At 72.0% G+C, this 16,683-nt stretch carries 20 protein-coding genes and 5 tRNA genes; 8 read left to right on the top strand and 17 right to left on the bottom strand.

From position 1 onward, the window contains the following. Nucleotide 1: 1 nt before the first annotated feature. A complete protein-coding gene (locus tag AB0E62_RS17810) occupies nt 2–1,759 on the bottom strand; it encodes a DAK2 domain-containing protein (RefSeq protein WP_362193876.1) in 1,758 nt (585 codons plus the stop codon). A gap of 258 nt (nt 1,760–2,017) precedes the next feature. On the opposite strand from AB0E62_RS17810, the gene rpmB reads away from it, so the two are divergent. After that, nucleotides 2,018–2,203, top strand: a complete 186-nt coding sequence (gene rpmB / locus AB0E62_RS17815; protein ID WP_003993230.1) for a 50S ribosomal protein L28 — start codon at nt 2,018–2,020, stop codon at nt 2,201–2,203. Nucleotides 2,204–2,296: 93 nt separating this feature from the next. Here rpmB and thiD read toward each other — a convergent pair whose 3' ends face one another. Both thiD and AB0E62_RS17825 read right to left on the bottom strand, forming a co-directional pair. Continuing rightward, nucleotides 2,297–3,082: a bifunctional hydroxymethylpyrimidine kinase/phosphomethylpyrimidine kinase gene (gene thiD / locus AB0E62_RS17820; RefSeq protein WP_362193879.1), complete on the bottom strand. Its 786-nt coding sequence runs from the start codon at nt 3,080–3,082 to the stop codon at nt 2,297–2,299. Next, nucleotides 3,079–4,044 carry a thiamine-phosphate kinase gene (locus AB0E62_RS17825; protein ID WP_362193882.1) on the bottom strand — a complete coding sequence of 322 codons (966 nt, stop codon included), beginning with the start codon at nt 4,042–4,044 and terminating at the stop codon, nt 3,079–3,081. The genes thiD and AB0E62_RS17825 overlap by 4 nt, the downstream gene beginning before the upstream one ends. Nucleotides 4,045–4,313: 269 nt before the next feature. On the opposite strand from AB0E62_RS17825, the gene AB0E62_RS17830 reads away from it, so the two are divergent. Both AB0E62_RS17830 and AB0E62_RS17835 read left to right on the top strand, forming a co-directional pair. Next, nucleotides 4,314–4,547 (top strand): Lrp/AsnC ligand binding domain-containing protein, encoded by a 234-nt coding sequence (locus AB0E62_RS17830; protein ID WP_030612688.1) that lies wholly within the window; start codon nt 4,314–4,316, stop codon nt 4,545–4,547. 20 nt (nt 4,548–4,567) lie between these two features. Continuing rightward, nucleotides 4,568–5,089, top strand: coding sequence for a DUF3515 domain-containing protein (locus AB0E62_RS17835; RefSeq protein ID WP_362193885.1), 522 nt, complete (start codon nt 4,568–4,570; stop codon nt 5,087–5,089). Nucleotides 5,090–5,102: 13 nt separating this feature from the next. Here AB0E62_RS17835 and AB0E62_RS17840 read toward each other — a convergent pair whose 3' ends face one another. The 3 genes from AB0E62_RS17840 to AB0E62_RS17850 form a co-directional block, all read right to left on the bottom strand. Beyond that, nucleotides 5,103–6,260, bottom strand: a complete 1,158-nt coding sequence (locus tag AB0E62_RS17840; protein WP_362193888.1) for a D-alanine--D-alanine ligase family protein — start codon at nt 6,258–6,260, stop codon at nt 5,103–5,105. 123 nt (nt 6,261–6,383) lie between these two features. Next, nucleotides 6,384–7,394, bottom strand: a complete 1,011-nt coding sequence (locus AB0E62_RS17845; RefSeq protein ID WP_362193891.1) for an NAD(P)H-dependent glycerol-3-phosphate dehydrogenase — start codon at nt 7,392–7,394, stop codon at nt 6,384–6,386. Next, nucleotides 7,391–8,161, bottom strand: coding sequence for a 1-acyl-sn-glycerol-3-phosphate acyltransferase (locus AB0E62_RS17850; protein WP_362193894.1), 771 nt, complete (start codon nt 8,159–8,161; stop codon nt 7,391–7,393). Before AB0E62_RS17850 ends, AB0E62_RS17845 begins: the two co-directional genes overlap by 4 nt. 153 nt (nt 8,162–8,314) lie before the next feature. Here AB0E62_RS17850 and cofC point away from each other — a divergent pair, with 153 nt between their 5' ends. Continuing rightward, complete coding sequence (gene cofC, locus AB0E62_RS17855; protein ID WP_362193897.1) at nt 8,315–8,965, top strand: 2-phospho-L-lactate guanylyltransferase; 651 nt, start codon at nt 8,315–8,317, stop codon at nt 8,963–8,965. Nucleotides 8,966–8,975: 10 nt separating this feature from the next. After that, a complete protein-coding gene (locus AB0E62_RS17860) occupies nt 8,976–9,179 on the top strand; it encodes a hypothetical protein (RefSeq protein ID WP_030785223.1) in 204 nt (67 codons plus the stop codon). Between the two features lie 71 nt (nt 9,180–9,250). On the opposite strand, the gene AB0E62_RS17865 is transcribed toward AB0E62_RS17860, so the two are convergent. From AB0E62_RS17865 to leuC, 4 genes are all read right to left on the bottom strand, one after another. Beyond that, nucleotides 9,251–9,916, bottom strand: coding sequence for an HU family DNA-binding protein (locus tag AB0E62_RS17865; protein ID WP_362193900.1), 666 nt, complete (start codon nt 9,914–9,916; stop codon nt 9,251–9,253). Between the two features lie 137 nt (nt 9,917–10,053). Continuing rightward, on the bottom strand, nt 10,054–10,284 hold the full coding sequence (locus AB0E62_RS17870; RefSeq protein WP_362193903.1) for a hypothetical protein: 231 nt from the start codon (nt 10,282–10,284) through the stop codon (nt 10,054–10,056). Nucleotides 10,285–10,557: 273 nt separating this feature from the next. Further along, a complete protein-coding gene (leuD, locus tag AB0E62_RS17875) occupies nt 10,558–11,151 on the bottom strand; it encodes a 3-isopropylmalate dehydratase small subunit (protein ID WP_362193906.1) in 594 nt (197 codons plus the stop codon). A gap of 5 nt (nt 11,152–11,156) precedes the next feature. Then, nucleotides 11,157–12,581 carry a 3-isopropylmalate dehydratase large subunit gene (gene leuC, locus AB0E62_RS17880; RefSeq protein ID WP_362193909.1) on the bottom strand — a complete coding sequence of 475 codons (1,425 nt, stop codon included), beginning with the start codon at nt 12,579–12,581 and terminating at the stop codon, nt 11,157–11,159. Between the two features lie 207 nt (nt 12,582–12,788). Here leuC and ndgR point away from each other — a divergent pair, with 207 nt between their 5' ends. After that, nucleotides 12,789–13,505, top strand: coding sequence for an IclR family transcriptional regulator NdgR (ndgR, locus tag AB0E62_RS17885; protein ID WP_023546516.1), 717 nt, complete (start codon nt 12,789–12,791; stop codon nt 13,503–13,505). Nucleotides 13,506–13,767: 262 nt separating this feature from the next. Here the strand turns inward: ndgR and AB0E62_RS17890 are convergent, their stop codons facing one another. Beyond that, the gene (locus tag AB0E62_RS17890; RefSeq protein WP_362193911.1) at nt 13,768–14,265 is read right to left on the bottom strand and encodes a DUF4188 domain-containing protein; all 498 of its coding nucleotides are present in this window, start codon (nt 14,263–14,265) and stop codon (nt 13,768–13,770) included. An 80-nt stretch (nt 14,266–14,345) separates the two neighbouring features. Here AB0E62_RS17890 and AB0E62_RS17895 point away from each other — a divergent pair, with 80 nt between their 5' ends. After that, a complete protein-coding gene (locus AB0E62_RS17895; protein ID WP_362193914.1) occupies nt 14,346–14,990 on the top strand; it encodes a MerR family transcriptional regulator in 645 nt (214 codons plus the stop codon). Between the two features lie 59 nt (nt 14,991–15,049). Here AB0E62_RS17895 and AB0E62_RS17900 read toward each other — a convergent pair. The 6 genes from AB0E62_RS17900 to AB0E62_RS17925 form a co-directional block, all read right to left on the bottom strand. Continuing rightward, nucleotides 15,050–15,122, bottom strand: a tRNA-Glu gene (locus tag AB0E62_RS17900). 43 nt (nt 15,123–15,165) lie between these two features. Beyond that, a tRNA-Gln gene (locus tag AB0E62_RS17905) sits at nt 15,166–15,237 on the bottom strand. Between the two features lie 21 nt (nt 15,238–15,258). After that, nucleotides 15,259–15,331, bottom strand: a tRNA-Glu gene (locus tag AB0E62_RS17910). Between the two features lie 29 nt (nt 15,332–15,360). Continuing rightward, a tRNA-Glu gene (locus AB0E62_RS17915) sits at nt 15,361–15,433 on the bottom strand. A 21-nt stretch (nt 15,434–15,454) separates the two neighbouring features. Beyond that, nucleotides 15,455–15,526: transfer RNA gene (locus AB0E62_RS17920), tRNA-Gln, on the bottom strand. 91 nt (nt 15,527–15,617) lie between these two features. Then, nucleotides 15,618–16,349: an HAD family hydrolase gene (locus AB0E62_RS17925; protein ID WP_362193917.1), complete on the bottom strand. Its 732-nt coding sequence runs from the start codon at nt 16,347–16,349 to the stop codon at nt 15,618–15,620. A gap of 41 nt (nt 16,350–16,390) precedes the next feature. On the opposite strand from AB0E62_RS17925, the gene AB0E62_RS17930 reads away from it, so the two are divergent. Then, nucleotides 16,391–16,675 carry a hypothetical protein gene (locus AB0E62_RS17930; RefSeq protein WP_362193920.1) on the top strand — a complete coding sequence of 95 codons (285 nt, stop codon included), beginning with the start codon at nt 16,391–16,393 and terminating at the stop codon, nt 16,673–16,675. The last annotated feature ends 8 nt before the right edge of the window (nt 16,676–16,683 follow it).

Consider the following 16,683-nt stretch of genomic DNA (forward strand, 5'->3'; position numbering starts at 1 on the left):
CTCACTCCACGCCGATCAGCAGCAGCGCGCCCTGCCGGCCGCCGTCGTACACCACCGTGTCCACGGCGAGGTACGACTCCCGTACCCGGGCCTCCAGGCGGGCGGCGACGGCGCTGGGGGCTCCGTCGCCGACGACGAGGGTGACCAGTTCGCCGCCGGACTGGAGCATGCGGTCCAGGACGGTGCGGGCGGTGGCGGTGACGTCCGTGCCGATCACCGCCACATCGCCGTCGATCAGGCCGAGCACGTCCCCGGCCTGGCAGATCCCGGCCGTGGTCCAGGACTGGCGCTCGGCGACGACGACCTCGGCGTACCGGGTGGCGCCCGCCGCGGAGGTCATCTGGACCACGTCCTCGTCGAACCGGCGCCGCGGCTCGTGCACCGCGAGCGCGGCGATGCCCTGGACCGCCGAGCGGGTCGGGACCAGGGCCACCCGGATGCCCTCGGCACGGGCCTGCTCGGCCGCGACGGCGGCGGTGTGGCGCAGTTCGGCGTCGTTGGGCAGCAGGACGACCTCGCGCGCGTGGGCCCGCCGTACCGCCTGCACCAGCTCCCCGCTGGCGGGCGGCTCCCCGGGGCGCGCGAGGACGGTGGTCGCGCCGGCCTCGCCGTACAGTCCGGCCAGCCCCTCGCCGGGCACGACGGCGACGACCGCCCGCCCGGCGGGCGCGCCGGACGGGTGCGTGCGGCCGGGGTGCGGCCCGGCGTGCCCGAAGTGCGTGATCCGGATCCGGTGGGGCCGGCCGGCCTCCACCCCGGCCTCCACGGCGGCGCCGGCGTCGTCGACGTGCACATGGACGTTCCACAGTCCGTCGCCGCCGACCACGACCAGGGAGTCCCCGAGGGCGTCGAGCCGGGCGCGCAGCCGGGTCACGGCCGCGTCGTCGGCCTCCAGCAGGTAGATCACCTCGAAGGCGGGCCCCCCGGTCTCACCCCGGTCACCGTCCTGAGCCGCGTCGGCGGCGCAGGCGGAGTCCGTACCCGGGTCCCGGCCCCCGGCGCCCGCTCCCGCGGGCCCCGCGCCGGAGCCGCCCCCCGCGGTCTCCCGGACCGCCTCCCCCGTGACCGCCTCCACCAGCGCCCCCAGCACCGCCACCAGCCCGCGGCCGCCCGCGTCGACCACCCCGGCCCGGCGCAGCACGCCGAGCTGGTCGGGGGTCGCCGCCAGGGCCGCCCGCGCGCCCTCGTAAGCGGCCCGCGCGACCGTGCGGCAGTCGTCCCCGGCCTCCTCGGCGGCGTCGGCGGCGGCCGAGGCGACCGTCAGCACCGTGCCCTCGACGGGGTGCGCCACGGCCTGCCGGGCCAAGTCGGCGGCCCGGCGCAGGGCGAGCCGCAGCCCCGGGCCGTCGGCGCGGGAGGCGGAAGAGGCGAAGGGGGCGGAAGAGGCGGAGGGGGCGGAAGGGGCGGGCGACGGCTCCCCCGCCTCGGCGAGCACCTGGGCCATGCCCCGCAGCAGCTGCGCGAGGATCGTCCCGGAGTTGCCCCGGGCCCCGATCAGCGCGCCGTGGGCCATGGCCCGGGCCGCGTCGCCGAGGGAGGGCTCCGCGCGGCCGGTCCCGTAGCCGGCGAACACCGCCTCCACGGCCGTGGCCGCCGACTCCAGGGTCAGGTAGAGATTGGTCCCGGTGTCGCCGTCGGCCACCGGGTAGACGTTGATCGCGTCGATCTCCTCCCGGGCCCGGCCCACCGCGCGCAGCGCCAGGGAGCACCAGGTACGCACCGCGAGAGCATCGAGGAATGTCTGCGGCACCTGCGCCACCTGCGCCTCCCTGACCCGGTCGTACGTGGGAGGCAGCGTAGACCCCGGACCGGTGTCCTCCGGAAGCGGGCCGGGAGCGGGTGCCTGATCAGCCATGGTAGTTTCGTTGTACTGGCGCAGCCGTTGTATGCTGCTCCGGTTGCCCGATCCCGATCGGGCCATTCCCCTGGCAGCGCCACTCAGATCACAGGTCTTAGGATCTCGATCCCGGCATGCCGGGATCAACCGTAAGTGCATCTGAAGTCTTTGGAGTGACCCGTGGCTGCCAACTGCGACGTCTGCGGCAAGGGGCCGGGCTTCGGCAACAACATCTCGCACTCGCACCGCCGTACGTCCCGCCGCTGGAACCCGAACATCCAGCGTGTGCGTACCGTGGTCGGCGGGACGCCGAAGCGCGTGAACGCTTGCACCTCGTGCATCAAGGCCGGCAAGGTCTCGCGCTGACGCTACAGCTGAGCGCGCGGCCACTGTCTGGTTCGCTGCACGGAGCCGGTCCACCTCGCGGTGGGCCGGCTTTTTGCCGTCCCCGCGCGCGGATCAGCTCCTGAACCGCCAGCCGTGATCCACCGGCCCGATTCCCGCGCCGAGGGCGAACCCGGCGGCGATGGCCCCGGTGACGTACTCCTTGGCCGCCGTGACCGCCTCCGGCACGGACTTGCCGAGGGCCAGTCCGCAGGCGATCGCCGAGGCGAGGGTGCAGCCGGTGCCGTGGGTGTGCCGGTTGTCGTGCCGGGGCGCGCGCAGCAGGTGCTCCTCGGAGCCGTCGGTGAGCAGGTCCACGGCGTCCCCGGACAGGTGCCCGCCCTTGATCAGCACCCAGCGCGGCCCGTACGCCAGCACGGCCGCCGCGGCCCGGCGCAGATCCGCCTCGGACTCCACCCGTACCCCCGTGAGCTGCGCCACCTCGTCCAGGTTGGGGGTGGCCACGGTCGCCGCGGGCAGCAGCTCGGTGCGGACGGCGTCCAGCGCGGAGGCGGCCAGCAGCGCGTCGCCGTGCTTGGAGACGCCCACCGGGTCCACCACGGCCGGGGCGTCCGTGCCGGAGATCAACTCGGCGACCGCCCCGACCAGTTCGGCGGAGGCCAGCATGCCGGTCTTCACGGCCTGGACGCCGATGTCGTCCACGACGCTGCGGTACTGCGCCCGGACCGCAGCCGCGGGCAGTTCCCAGGCGCCCTGGACGCCCAGGGAGTTCTGCGCGGTCACCGCGGTGAGCACGCTCATGCCGTGCACGCCGTGCGCCAGCATCGTCTTCAGGTCGGCCTGGATCCCCGCCCCGCCGCCGGAGTCGGAGCCCGCCACCGTGAGCACCCTGGGGATCATGACTCGATGTCCCCGAAGTGGTCCCAGCCGCCCTTGCTGGTCCAGGGTGCCCCGTCGACCGTCACCTGGGGCAGCGCGGAGGGGTTGAGGACCTCCCCGATGACCTTCCAGCGGGCCGGGAGTTTCACGTCCGGCGGGAAGGTGGCCACGATCGCGTGGTCCTCGCCCCCGGACAGCACCCACTGGAGCGGGTCCACCCCGACGGCCTGGCCGATGTCGTGCATCTGCGTGGGGATGTCGATCGCGCCGGACCGGATGTCGATGCGGACCTTGCTGGACTCGGCGATGTGCCCGAGGTCGGCGATCAGGCCGTCGCTCACGTCGCACATCGCGGTGGCGCCGAGCGCGGCGGCGGCCGGCCCCGCGTGGTACGGCGGCTCGGGTCGCCGGTGCGCCTCCACGAAGGCGCGCGGCGAGCGGAAGCCGCGGGAGAGCACCGCGTACCCGGCCGCGGACCAGCCGAGCCAGCCGGTGACGGCCACCAGGTCGCCGGGCTGGGCGCCGGCCCGGGTGACGGGTTCGTGGTTGCGCAGATCGCCGAGCGCGGTGATCGACACCATGATGGTGTCGCCGCGTACGACGTCCCCGCCGACCACGGAGGCGCCGGCGACCTGGCACTCGTCGCGCAGGCCGTCCATCAGCTCGGTGGGCCAGGTGACCGGCAGTTCGGCGGGGACGACCAGGCCGAGCAGCAGCGCGGTGGGCACGGCGCCCATCGCGGCGATGTCGGCGAGGTTCTGCGCGGCGGCCTTGCGGCCCACGTCGTAGGCGGTGGACCAGTCGCGGCGGAAGTGCCGGCCCTCCAGCAGGATGTCGGTGCTCGCCACCACCCGGCGGTCGGGCGCGGCGACCACCGCGGCGTCGTCGCCGGGGCCGACCCGGACGGCCGGGGTGGTGGTGAGACGGGAGGTGAGCTCCCTGATGAGCCCGAACTCCCCGAGCTCACCAACAGTGCCCTTCATGACCCTTGCTCCCCTTCTCTGCCATGCCGTGCCCGGTCGCGCGTCTTCAGTGTCCCCGATACGGTCGAGGTGTCCGTCGTCGCGGTCGCCCGGCCGCCGGCGCCGGCCACAGGTGACCGTCCGTGCGGTGCCGGTGACCGTCACCGTCCGCCGTGCCCGCGCCCTGCCGCGCAAGCCCGTGTACCGGAGGTCTCCCCGCGGGGCGCGGCGACGCGATACCGTGGCGTTCCTTTTCCCCACATGATCCTCGTGGCCGCCCTGGAGGTTCCGTGGTACAGGCGTACATCCTGATCCAGACGGAGGTCGGCAAGGCGTCGACCGTCGCCGAGACGATCAGCAAGCTCCCTGGAGTGATCCAGGCCGAGGACGTGACGGGTCCGTACGACGTGATCGTGCGCGCCCAGGCCGACACGGTCGACGAACTCGGCCGCATGGTGGTCGCGAAAGTCCAGCAAGTGGACGGCATCACGCGCACCCTGACCTGCCCGGTCGTGCATCTGTAGCCCCCGTCTACGCTTGGCCGGTGAACATCTTCCGTCACCGGCCTTTCGGCCTGCTCGCAGTGGCCCTGCTCGTCGCGGTCGCGGGCTGCTCCGCGGCGGACGACGGCGGCACCGTGGCGGTGCCCACCCCGGACGCGCGGACCGCCCCGCTGTGCCGGGACCTGGACAAGGCGCTGCCACGGAAGGTGGACGGGCGGACCCGCCGGGACCCGCAACCCCCGTCCGCCTACACGGCGGCCTGGGGAAGCCCGGCGATCATACTGCGCTGCGGCATCCCCCGGCCGCCCAAGATGATCGATCCGAAGGTGGCCCTCGGGCAGGACCCCGACGCGATCGGCGGCGGGGTCGACGGCGTCGACTGGCTGATGGAGAAGCAGGACGACGGGACGTGGCGGTTCACCACGTCCTTGCGCCGCGCCTATGTGCAGGTGACCCTGCCGGAGAAGCTGTCCGGGCCGGACGACAGCGCGCAGGTGCTGTCGGACCTGGCGGCGGCCGTGAAGAAGGCGATCCCGAAGGGGCTCGCCTCCATGCGGCACTGACCGGGACGCGGGCTCAGCGCAGCCCGGTCGGGCGGCGCAGCGCCGCCTCCAGCAGACGGTCGACCAGTTCGGGGTAGCTCACGCCCGACGCCTGCCACATCTGCGGGTACATCGAGATCGGCGTGAAGCCGGGCATGGTGTTGATCTCGTTGATCACGAACTCGCCCTCCTCGGTGAGGAAGAAGTCCGCGCGGACCAGGCCCTCGCAGGAGGTCGCCTCGAACGCCTCGACCGCGAGCCGCCGCACCTCGGCGGTCTGCTCCTCGGTGAGCGGGGCCGGGACGATGCCGGGCGTGGAGTCGATGTACTTGGCCTCGAAGTCGTAGTAGGCGTGCGCGTCCGGCGGCGGGATCTCGGCCGGGACGGAGGCGCGCGGGCCGTCCTCGAACTCCAGGACGCCGCACTCGATCTCGCGGCCCCGTACGGCGGCCTCGATGAGGATCTTCGGGTCGTGGCGCTGGGCTTCGGCGATGGCCTCGTCCAGCCCGGCGAGGCCGTCGACCTTGGTGATACCGATGGAGGAGCCCGCGCGGGCGGGCTTCACGAACAGCGGCCAGCCGTGCTCGCCGGCGAAGTCGACGATCCGCCTGCGGGCGGCGGACTCGTCCCGGTCCCACTCGCGGGGCCGGATGACCAGGTACGGGCCGACCTTGAGCCCGTACGAGGCGAGGACCCGCTTCATGTACTCCTTGTCCTGGCCGACGGCCGAGGCGAGCACGCCCGAGCCGACGTAGGGCACCCCGGACAGCTCCAGCAGGCCCTGGAGGGTGCCGTCCTCGCCGTAGGGGCCGTGCAGCACCGGGAAGACCACGTCGACCTCGCCGAGCGCCTTGGGCACGGAGCCGGGCTCGCTGTAGACGACCTCACGGCTGGTGGGCTCGACGGGGAGCACCACGCTGCCCTCCTGCTCCTCCGCGAGGTCGCCGACCTCGGGGGTGCGGCGGTCGGCGATGGCCATCCGCTCCGGCTCGTCGGCGGTGAGCACCCAACGGCCCTCCCGCGTGATGCCGATCGGCAGGACGTCGTACTTCGTCCGGTCGACGGCCCTGAGGACCGCGCCGGCGGTGACCATGGAGATCCCGTGTTCGGAGCTGCGCCCGCCGAACACGACGGCCACGCACGGCTTGCGCGCCGGCTGCTCGGGGTTCTGGGGAAGGTTCTCGGTGCTCATATCGCGTTGAGCGTACCTGGAGGTAGACGACAAGTCAGCGCGCGCTCCCGGGCCGTCGCTCAGCGTCGCACGGATGGTCGCGGAGCGTCGTGGACGGCCCGGTACGGGGCGTCGGGGCGGGGTTCAGCGCCGTTCGGGCTTGGCGCTGCGGGCCATCAGTTCCTTGAGCGCGGCGACCGGCGACTTGCCCTCGTGCACGATCTCCACGACCGTCTCGGTGATGGGCATGTCGACGCCGTGCCGGCGGGCCAGATCCAGCACGGACTCGCAGGACTTGACGCCCTCGGCGGTCTGCTTGGTGACGGCGATGGTCTCCTGGAGGGTCATGCCCTTGCCGAGGTTGGTGCCGAAGGTGTGGTTGCGGGACAGCGGCGAGGAGCAGGTGGCCACCAGGTCGCCGAGGCCCGCGAGACCGGAGAAGGTCAGCGGGTCGGCGCCCATCGCGAGGCCGAGCCGGGTGGTCTCGGCGAGGCCCCGGGTGATGAGCGAGCCCTTGGCGTTGTCGCCGAGTCCCATGCCGTCGGCGATGCCGACGGCGAGCCCGATGACGTTCTTGACCGCGCCGGCGAGTTCGCAGCCGACCACGTCGGTGTTGGTGTACGGCCGGAAGTACGGCGTGTGGCAGGCGGCCTGGAGCCGCTGGGCGACCCGCTCGTCGGTGCAGGCCACGACGGCCAGGGCGGGCATGCGGGCGGCGATCTCCCGGGCCAGGTTGGGCCCGGTGACGACCGCGATCCGGTCGGCGCCGACCTTGGCGACGTCCTCGACGACCTCGCTCATCCGCATGGTGGAGCCGAGTTCGACGCCCTTCATCAGGGAGACGAGGACGGTGTCCGGCGCCAGCAGCGGCGACCATGCGGCGAGGTTCTCGCGCAGCGTCTGGGAGGGGATCGCGAGCACGGTGAAGTCCGCGCCGGCGAGCGCCTCGGCGGCGTCGGCGGTGGCGCGCAGGTTCTCGGGGAGTTCCACGCCGGGCAGGTAGTCCGGGTTGGTCCGGGTGGAGTTGACCGCCTCGGCCAGCCGGGGCCGGCGGGCCCACAGGGTCACGTCACAGCCCGCGTCGGCGAGCACCATGCCGAAGGCGGTGCCCCACGAACCGGTGCCCATGACGGCCGCCCGCACAGCCTTGCTCACTTGGTCTGCCCTTCCGTCTGCCTGCCCCGCGCCTGCGCCTGGGTGCGGCGCCGCTGCTCGATCCGCTCCCGGCGCGGGTCGTACGGCGTCTCGGGCGCCTTCTCGCCGCGGATCTCCTCCAGCAGCCGGGTGATGGCCGCCATGATGACCTCGGTGGCCTCCTTCAGCACGTCCGGGGTCATCTCCTTGCCGTAGAAGCGGGAGAGGTCCACGGGCGGGCCCGCCAGCACGCGGTGGGTCTTGCGCGGGAAGAGGTTCGGCTTCTTGGCGTACGGCGGCAGCAGTTCGTTGGCGCCCCACTGGGCGACCGGGATGACCGGGCACCTGGTCTGCAGGGCGACCCGGGCGGCGCCGGTCTTGCCGGTCATGGGCCAGCCGTCGGGGTCGCGGGTGAGGGTTCCCTCGGGGTAGAAGGCGACGCACTCGCCGCGCTCCACGGCGTCGATGGCGGCCCGGAAGGCGCTGAGCGCGTCGGTGGACTCGCGGTAGACGGGGATCTGTCCGGTACCGCGCATGGCGGCGCCGACCAGTCCCTTCTTGAAAAGGCCGCTCTTCGCCAGGAATCGCGGGACCCGTCCGGTGTTGTACTGATAGTGCGCGTATGCGAAGGGGTCCACGTGGGAATTGTGGTTCACCACGGTGATAAATCCGCCCTCGGCCGGAATGTGCTCCATTCCACGCCAGTCCCGCTTGATCAGAATCACCAGCGGCGGTTTGCAGATCACCGCGGCGAAGCGGTACCAGAAGCCGATTCTGCGGCGGGGCACAAGGACACCTTCCTCTAGGACTGCCACCCCGGCGGGGGCCGCACAAGTGTGGCCCCGGGCCGCCGGTCTGTCGAGAACACCGTACGCCCCGCTCCCCTCGGCACCTCAGAGCCCGGGGGACAATGAACGGGTCGAGGGAGGGACGGTACGCCGGTGCAGTGGACCTTGGTCATCCCGCTGAAGCCCCTGGCCCGGGCCAAGAGCAGACTCGCGGACACCGCCGGTGACGGGGTGCGCCCGGGGCTGGCGCTGGCGTTCGCGCAGGACACGGTGGGTGCGGCGCTGGCCTGTGCGCGGGTGTCGGATGTGGCGGTCGTCACGGACGACGAGCTGGCCGGCCGGGAACTGGCGGCACTGGGCGCGCGGATCGTCCCGGACTCCCCCGGCGGCGGCCTCAACGCCGCGCTGGCCCATGGCGCGGCGGTCGTACGGCGCCACCGTCCCGGCGCCGCGGTCGCGGCCCTGAACGCCGATCTGCCGGCCCTGCGCCCCGCGGAACTGTCCCGGGTGCTGGGCGCCGCCGCGGAATTCCCCCGGGCTTTTCTGCCGGACGCGGCCGAGGTGGGCACGACTTTGCTGGCGGCGGCCGGCGGCCAGGAATTGCGTCCCGCGTTCGGCGTGCATTCCCGCGCCCGCCACCGGGCCTCCGGCGCGACGGAACTGGCGCCGGCGGGGGTCGATTCCGTACGGCAGGACGTGGACACCGGCGCGGACCTGCGCGCGGCCCTGGCCCTGGGGGTGGGCCGGTTCACGGCGGCGGTGGCGGCGGGGCTGCTGGTCCCGGGTTCCCGGGACGCCCACTAGGCTGGCGGCCATGCAGGCCACCGCATACACCTACGACCCGGAGACCCGCAGCGGCCAGGTGCTCCTCGACGACGGCACCCCGGTGCCCTTCGACGCCGCCGCGTTCGACGCCGGCGGCCTGCTGCTGCTGCGCCCCGGGCAGCGGGTGCGGATCGAGACGGAGGGCGAGGGTGACGCGGCGCGGATCACCCTCGTCACCCTGCAGACCCTGTAACCGTCCTCGCACACGCCGCGGGCCGGGCTCCTGCGGGGAGTCCGGCCCGGCGCGTGAGTGCCCTGGCGGCCTTACGACGTCGCCTTGCGGGCGGTCGTCTTCTTGGCGGTGGTCTTGCGGGCCGTCGACTTCTTGGCCGGGGCCTTCTTCGCGGTGACCTTCTTCGCCGGGGCCTTCTTGGCGGTGGTCTTCTTGGCCGCGGTGGTCTTGGCGGTCGCCGTGGTCTTCTTGGCGGGGGCCTTCTTCGCCGTGGTCTTCTTCGCGGCGGCCGTCGTCGTCTTCTTCGCCGGCGTCGCCTTCTTCGCCGTGGTCTTCTTCGCCGCACCCGCGCCCGCGCCCGCGGCCGTCGTCTTCTTGGCGGCGGCCTTCTTGCCGGCGGCCTTGGCGATGGTGGGCGGCGGGCCGGACAGGCTGCCCTTCGGCGCCTTCTTGACGGCGACCTCGCCGCCGCGCGGGAGCTTCTTGGAGCCGCTCACCAGGTCCTTGAAGCCCTGACCGGCGCGGAAACGCGGCACGGAGGTCTTCTTGACCCGAACCCGCTCGCCCGTCTGAGGATTACGGGCGTAACGGGCGGGGCGGTCCACCTTCTCGAAGGACCCGAAGCCGGTGACCGAGACCCGCTCGCCCGCGACGACCGCGCGGACGATGGCGTCCAGGACATGATCGACAGCATCGGCGGCCTGCTGGCGGCCGCCCAACTTGTCGGCAATCGCTTCTACGAGCTGCGCCTTGTTCACGTCTTCCCCTTCGGAGACATCGCCAGAACGAAAGTGTTCAAGCTTTTTCGCACGTTAGGCAGATATATACCGCAAATCAAACACGAAACGGGCTTATCACCCTTGTGCCGCAACGGACTCGGTCGTCTCGGACGGTTTCAGCGGTCCTCTTCCGGGATCCGACCCGCGTCGAGATCCGTGGTGAACCGATCGAGCCGCCTTGCCGCGTCGGCGAGGTCGTGCTTGGCCGCGGCCGTAATGACCAGCAGCTTCCGGGTCAGCGCCACCCGTACGCCCTCCGGGACTTGCAGTGCGCGCACTCTTGCGTGCGCTTCCTTGAGTTGGTTCGCGACCGCCGTATAGAGCTGGAGTTGGCCGTCGTGTTCCATGCACAGATTGTGCCATCTGGGGCGAGTTGTCGCCTGCGCAGGGGGCAACTACCGCCTCAATTGGCTTTCCAGGCACTTGCGAAGCAGCCGGACACAGCACTCAGTTACCCAACCAACGCCCTTCATAACACAGGAAGTTGAGAGAATCCGCAGGACAGGGCGGGTGCGTCCGGAGACAGACATGCCCGTACCCCCGATCGTGGCGATCGGGGGTACGGGCGGGATGTCGCGGTGGCCGAAACCCGACCCTCGCGGGGCGGGGTCCGCGCCGGATCAGACCTGGAGCGTGCGCGGCTTGTACGCGGGGCGCCCGGCCTCGTAGGCGGCGATGTCGGCCTCGTTCCGCAGCGTGATGGAGATGTCGTCCAGGCCGTTCAGCAGCCGCCAGCGGGAGTTCTCGTCCAGCTCGAAGGAGGCGGTGATGCCCTCGGCGCGCACCTCACGCGCCTCGAGGTCCACGGTGATCTCGGCCGTGGGGTCCGCTTCGGTCAGCTCCCACAGCGCGTCCACGATCTTCTGGTCCAGGACCACCGTGAGCAGGCCGTTCTTCAGCGAGTTGCCGCGGAAGATGTCGGCGAAGCGAGCGGAGATCACGGCCTTGAAGCCGTAGTTCTGCAGCGCCCAGACCGCGTGCTCGCGCGAGGAGCCGGTGCCGAAGTCGGGGCCGGCGACCAGGACCGTGGCACCCTGCCGCTCGGGCCGGTTGAGCACGAACTCGGGGTCCTTGCGCCAGGCCTCGAACAGCCCGTCCTCGAAGCCGTCGCGGGTGACCTTCTTGAGCCAGTGAGCAGGGATGATCTGGTCGGTGTCGACGTTGCTGCGGCGCAGCGGGACGGCCCGGCCGGTGTGGGTGGTGAAGGCTTCCATGGTTCTCAGACTCCAGCGGGCGCGGGGACGTCGGTCAGGTCGGCCGGGGAGGCCAGGTGGCCCAGTACGGCGGTGGCGGCCGCGACCTGCGGCGACACCAGGTGCGTACGGCCGCCCTTGCCCTGCCGGCCCTCGAAGTTGCGGTTGGAGGTGGAGGCGGAGCGCTCGCCCGGGGCCAGCTGGTCCGGGTTCATGCCGAGGCACATCGAGCAGCCCGCGTGCCGCCACTCGGCGCCGGCCTCCTTGAAGACCACATCCAGCCCCTCGGAGACGGCCTGGAGACCGACCCGCGCGGAGCCGGGGACGACCAGCATCCGTACGCCGTCGGCGACTTTGCGGCCGCGCAAGATGCCGGCGGCGGCGCGCAGGTCCTCGATGCGGCCGTTGGTGCACGAGCCTACGAAGACGGTATCCACGTTGATGGAGCGCAGCGGCTGCCCAGCCTCCAACCCCATGTATTCCAGGGCCTTTTCGGCGGCCAGGCGCTCCGAAGCGTCTTCGTACGAAGCCGGGTCGGGGACGGACGCCGAAAGCGGCGCGCCCTGGCCGGGGTTGGTGCCCCAGGTGACGAACGGCGACAGTTCGGCGGCGTTGATGACCACCTCGGCGTCGAAGACGGCGTCGTCGTCGGTGCGCAGGGTCTTCCAGTACGCGACGGCCGCGTCCCAGTCGGCGCCCTCGGGGGCGTGCGGGCGGCCCTTGAGGTACTCGAAGGTGGTCTCGTCGGGGGCGATCATGCCGGCGCGGGCACCGGCCTCGATCGACATGTTGCAGATGGTCATCCGGGCCTCCATCGAGAGCTTCTCGATGGCGGGGCCGCGGTACTCCAGGACGTAGCCCTGGCCGCCGCCGGTGCCGATCCGCGCGATGATCGCGAGGATCAGGTCCTTGGCGGTGACGCCGTCGGGCAGCTCGCCCTCGACGGTGATGGCCATGGTCTTCGGGCGGGCCATGGGCAGCGTCTGGGTGGCCAGCACGTGCTCGACCTGCGAGGTGCCGATGCCGAACGCCAGCGCGCCGAAGGCGCCGTGCGTGGAGGTGTGCGAGTCGCCGCAGACGACCGTGGTGCCGGGCTGGGTCAGGCCCAGCTGCGGGCCGACGACGTGCACGACGCCCTGCTCGACGTCGCCGAGCGGGTGCAGCCGCACCCCGAACTCCGCGCAGTTCTTGCGCAGGGTCTCCAGCTGGGCGCGGGAGACCGGGTCGGCGATGGGCTTGTCGATGTCGAGGGTCGGGGTGTTGTGGTCCTCGGTCGCGATGGTGAGGTCGAGGCGGCGGACCTTCCGGCCGCTCTTGCGCAGACCGTCGAAGGCCTGGGGGCTGGTCACCTCGTGCAGCAGGTGCAGATCGATGTAGAGGAGGTCGGGCTCGCCCTCGGCGCGCCGGACGACGTGGTCGTCCCAGACCTTCTCCGCGAGTGTCCTACCCATCGCTTTCCCTCCGGCCGGCAAACGTCCACCGACCCAACTAGAGATCTTGAGGAGCGGTGACTGCCCTTTCCGGGGCCCCTGAACGTCGTGATTCCGGGCGTCCACCGCCAGGCCCGCTGGTCCTCGGGCCGCCGTGTGGTTCCAGGGTGGCGCGTTCCACGGAAAATTGAACTTGCGTTTCACAGAGTGAGACGTGAATATCGTTTCATGGACAACAGTAGCGGCGTCGGCGTTCTGGACAAGGCGGCCCTCGTCCTGAGCGCTCTGGAGTCCGGTCCGGCCACCCTCGCGGGTCTGGTCGGAGCCACCGGACTGGCACGACCCACGGCCCACCGCCTGGCCGTGGCCCTGGAACACCACCGCATGGTGGCACGCGACATGCAGGGCCGGTTCATCCTCGGCCCGCGCCTCGCCGAGCTCGCGGCGGCGGCGGGCGAGGACCGCCTGCTGGCCACGGCGGGCCCCGTGCTCACCCACCTCCGTGATGTCACCGGCGAGAGCGCGCAGCTCTACCGGCGCCAGGGTGACATGCGGATCTGTGTGGCCGCGGCGGAACGTCTCTCCGGCCTGCGGGACACCGTCCCGGTCGGCTCCACGCTCACCATGAAGGCGGGCTCCTCGGCGCAGATCCTGCTCGCCTGGGAGGAGCCGGAGCGGCTGCACCGGGGGCTGCAGGGTGCCCGCTTCACGGCGACGGCCCTGTCCGGCGTACGGCGGCGCGGCTGGGCCCAGTCCATCGGCGAACGGGAGCCGGGCGTCGCGTCCGTCTCCGCGCCCGTGCGCGGTCCGTCCAACCGCGTGGTGGCCGCCGTGTCCGTCTCCGGCCCCATCGAGCGCCTGACCCGCCACCCGGGCCGCATGCACGCCCAGGCGGTCATCGACGCGGCGGCCCGCCTCTCGGAGGCCCTGCGCCGCTCGGGGTGACCGCGGGAACCAGAGCGCCCCGGCCCCGGGAAGGACCCGCCTCAACGCCGCGGCAGGCCCTTCCCGGGGCCGGGGCGCCTCTTCGCTTCGGGGGCACGGCCTCCTCCCCCACGCGGGAAGTCTCTCCGCCTGAAGGAACCCGGCCTGAAGGAGCTCGCCGCATGGGGGGCGCGGCGCGGGGCGGTACCGATCCGCGGCTTCGCCGCGTGGCCGCGAACGGCCTCGGCGGACCAGGCCCGCCCCGGCGGCACCTCCAGGGCGCTCAGGCGCCTCCCGCCGCGCCCGACCGATGGGCGAACCGGTCCTTGGCGTAGCGCCCCCGCTTCTCCAGCGGCACCCGGCCGTGCGCCGCCGCCAGCCCGAACGCCGGCATGTCGGCGTAGACCGCCTCGTAGGACCCCTCCGGCACGACGTACGTCTCGTGCCATATCCCCACCTGCCCACGCAGCTTCCCGGCCCGCTCCAGGCGGTTGAGCCGCGCCCACGCGGCGTGGTGGAACGCGTCGGGCGCCGTCGCGTACGCGTACAGCTTCTCCTTCGACTCCCAGTACTGCACGACGTAGTACGACCGCGGGGACGCCGTCAGCAGCACCTTGCCCAGCAGGCCCCGCCCCCGGTCCTTCTCCAGTTCCCGCAGCATGCGGGACATCGCGAGCAGCACGGGCAGCCACAGCCGCACGGCCGCGAAGCGGTTGATGCGCACGCCGATCAGCAGGACGACGACCTCGCCCCGGGCGTCGGCGGTGGTACGGGACACCATGACTTCCCCCTCATAGGTGAGCGGCGCTATCCGGCAGCCAGTGCTTGGATAGTGCCGTTATCCAAGAAGGGACGCAAGGGATGCGGCTTGCCGAGCTGAGCGAACGCAGCGGTGTGTCCACCGCGACGATCAAGTACTACCTGCGCGAAGGGCTGTTGCCGCCCGGCCGCCAGATCAACGCCACGACGGCCGAGTACGGCGAGGAGCACCTGCGCCGGCTGCGCCTGGTCCGGGCCATGGTCCAGGTGGGCCGGCTGCCGGTGGCGACCGTGCGCGAGGTGCTGCGGCACGTGGACGACGACTCCCTGGGCCGCTCCATCCGCCTGGGCGCGGCCCTGTGGGCGCTGCCGCAGGTGCCGGAGCCGGACGAGGACGACGCGTACGTGCGAGCCGCGCACGAGGAGGTCGCCGCGCTCCTGGACCGGCTCGGCTGGACCAACGCCAAGCAGCTCGCGCCCCTCTCCCCCGCGTACCGCTCGCTGGTGGTGGGGGTGGCCGCGTTCCGCCGGCTCGGCTACGACTGGGGGGCGGAACGCCTCGAGCCGTACGCCGAGTTGATGCGCCGGACGGCCGTCCTGGACCTGGACGGCCTGGAGCGGCGGCCGTCGGAGGCGGAACGGGTCGAGTACGCGGTGCTGGCCGCGATCCTCAACGAGCCGTTGCTCCGGGCACTGCACCGGCTGGCCCAGGAGGAGGAGGCGGCACGGCGGTACGGCTTCGAGTGAGCCGGCGGGCGCGGACACGGCGAAGGCCCCCCACCGAGGTGGAGGGCCTTCCCTGTGCGTACCCCCGACCGGATTCGAACCGGCGCTACCGCCTTGAGAGGGCGGCGTGCTAGGCCGCTACACAACGGGGGCGTGGATCTTACAAGCGTTCGATGTACGACGCCGCAGATCCGAGCTGGTCTACCTGGACTCGAACCAAGACTAACTGAACCAGAATCAGTCGTGCTGCCAATTACACCATAGACCAATGATGGTTTAGACCAGTCAGTACCCCCGACCGGATTCGAACCGGCGCTACCGCCTTGAGAGGGCGGCGTGCTAGGCCGCTACACAACGGGGGCCCTAGCGATCCCGACAAGATCGAGATCAGTACCCCCGACCGGATTCGAACCGGCGCTACTGCCTTGAGAGGGCAGCGTGCTAGGCCGCTACACAACGGGGGCTTTGCAGATAAGCTCTGCGAGCTGGCCTACCTGGACTCGAACCAAGACTAACTGAACCAGAATCAGTCGTGCTGCCAATTACACCATAGGCCACTGGAACTCAAGCCCCTGCGGGGGTTCTCGTTCTAGCTTGCTCCTCGGGGCTTTGGCCTTCCGGCCCGCGCCCCTCGGCGCAGAAAGAACATTACCCGAAGGTGGACGGGGCTCCAAAACGGGTATCGGCGCGGACGAGCGCCGGGAGTTCGGCGAGGGTCGAGATCCGGTGCGCGACGGGCTGCCCGGCGGACCGTACGAGGGCGGTCCCGCGGTCGATCCACACGGACAGCAGGCCGGCCTCGGCGGCGCCCCGGCCGTCGATCTCCGGGTGGTCGCCGACGTACGCCACCTCGTGCGGGGGCAGCCCCAGCGCCTCGCAGGCCGCCAGGAAGGCGCCGGCCTCCGGTTTGGAGACGCCCAGCTCGGCGGCGCACAGGACGGACTCGAAGCGGTCGAGGAGGCCGAGGGCGCGCAGCTTGTGCTCCTGGACGGTGAGGCTGGAGTTGGACAGCACCGCGTGCCGGTAACCGGCCGCGAGGGCGTCCAGGGCGGGCAGGACGTCCGGGAACAGGCTCCAGGCGGCCTCGTAGTGGCCCAGATAGCGCTCGAACCAGGCGTCGGCCTCGCCGTCGGTCAGGTCCCGGCCGAGGAAGGCCCGGGTGCGGTCGCGGCGCTGTGTGACGAAGTCCACCTCGCCGGCGGAGAACCGGGCCCACTGGGCGTCGGTGATCTCCCGCCAGCGCAGCAGCGCCCGCTCCACGTCGCCGTACGCGGCGAGCAGCCCCTCGGCCACCAGGTGCGCCCGCATGCCCGCGCGGTCCGCGCTCGTGTAATCGAAGAGGGTGTCGTCCACGTCCCAGACGACGGCTCTGATCGTCATACGACCGACGGTACCGCCATGCGGCTGGCACACTGAGGGACATGAACGAGTACCGCGTCCAGTTCACCGTCGAGGCCCGTGCCACCTACGACGCGCTGCCCGCAGAGCGCCGTGCGCAGCTGGACAGGGCCGTCCGCGTACTGGCTCGCGATCCGTTCCGGAAGACCTCGACCGCGCAGCTGGGCCCCGACGAGCACCTGCGCAAGGCCTATGTGGCCCCCGGCGTCATGCTGGAGTACATGGTGGCCGGCGCGGTCATGGTCGTCGTCGTGCTGGAGATCTTCGACGAGAGTCACTACCTGGTGGACGAAGCCGACGCTCAGTGACACACGCC

The sequence above is a fragment of the Streptomyces sp. NPDC038707 genome (assembly GCF_040636485.1).
Taxonomy (GTDB): domain Bacteria; phylum Actinomycetota; class Actinomycetes; order Streptomycetales; family Streptomycetaceae; genus Streptomyces.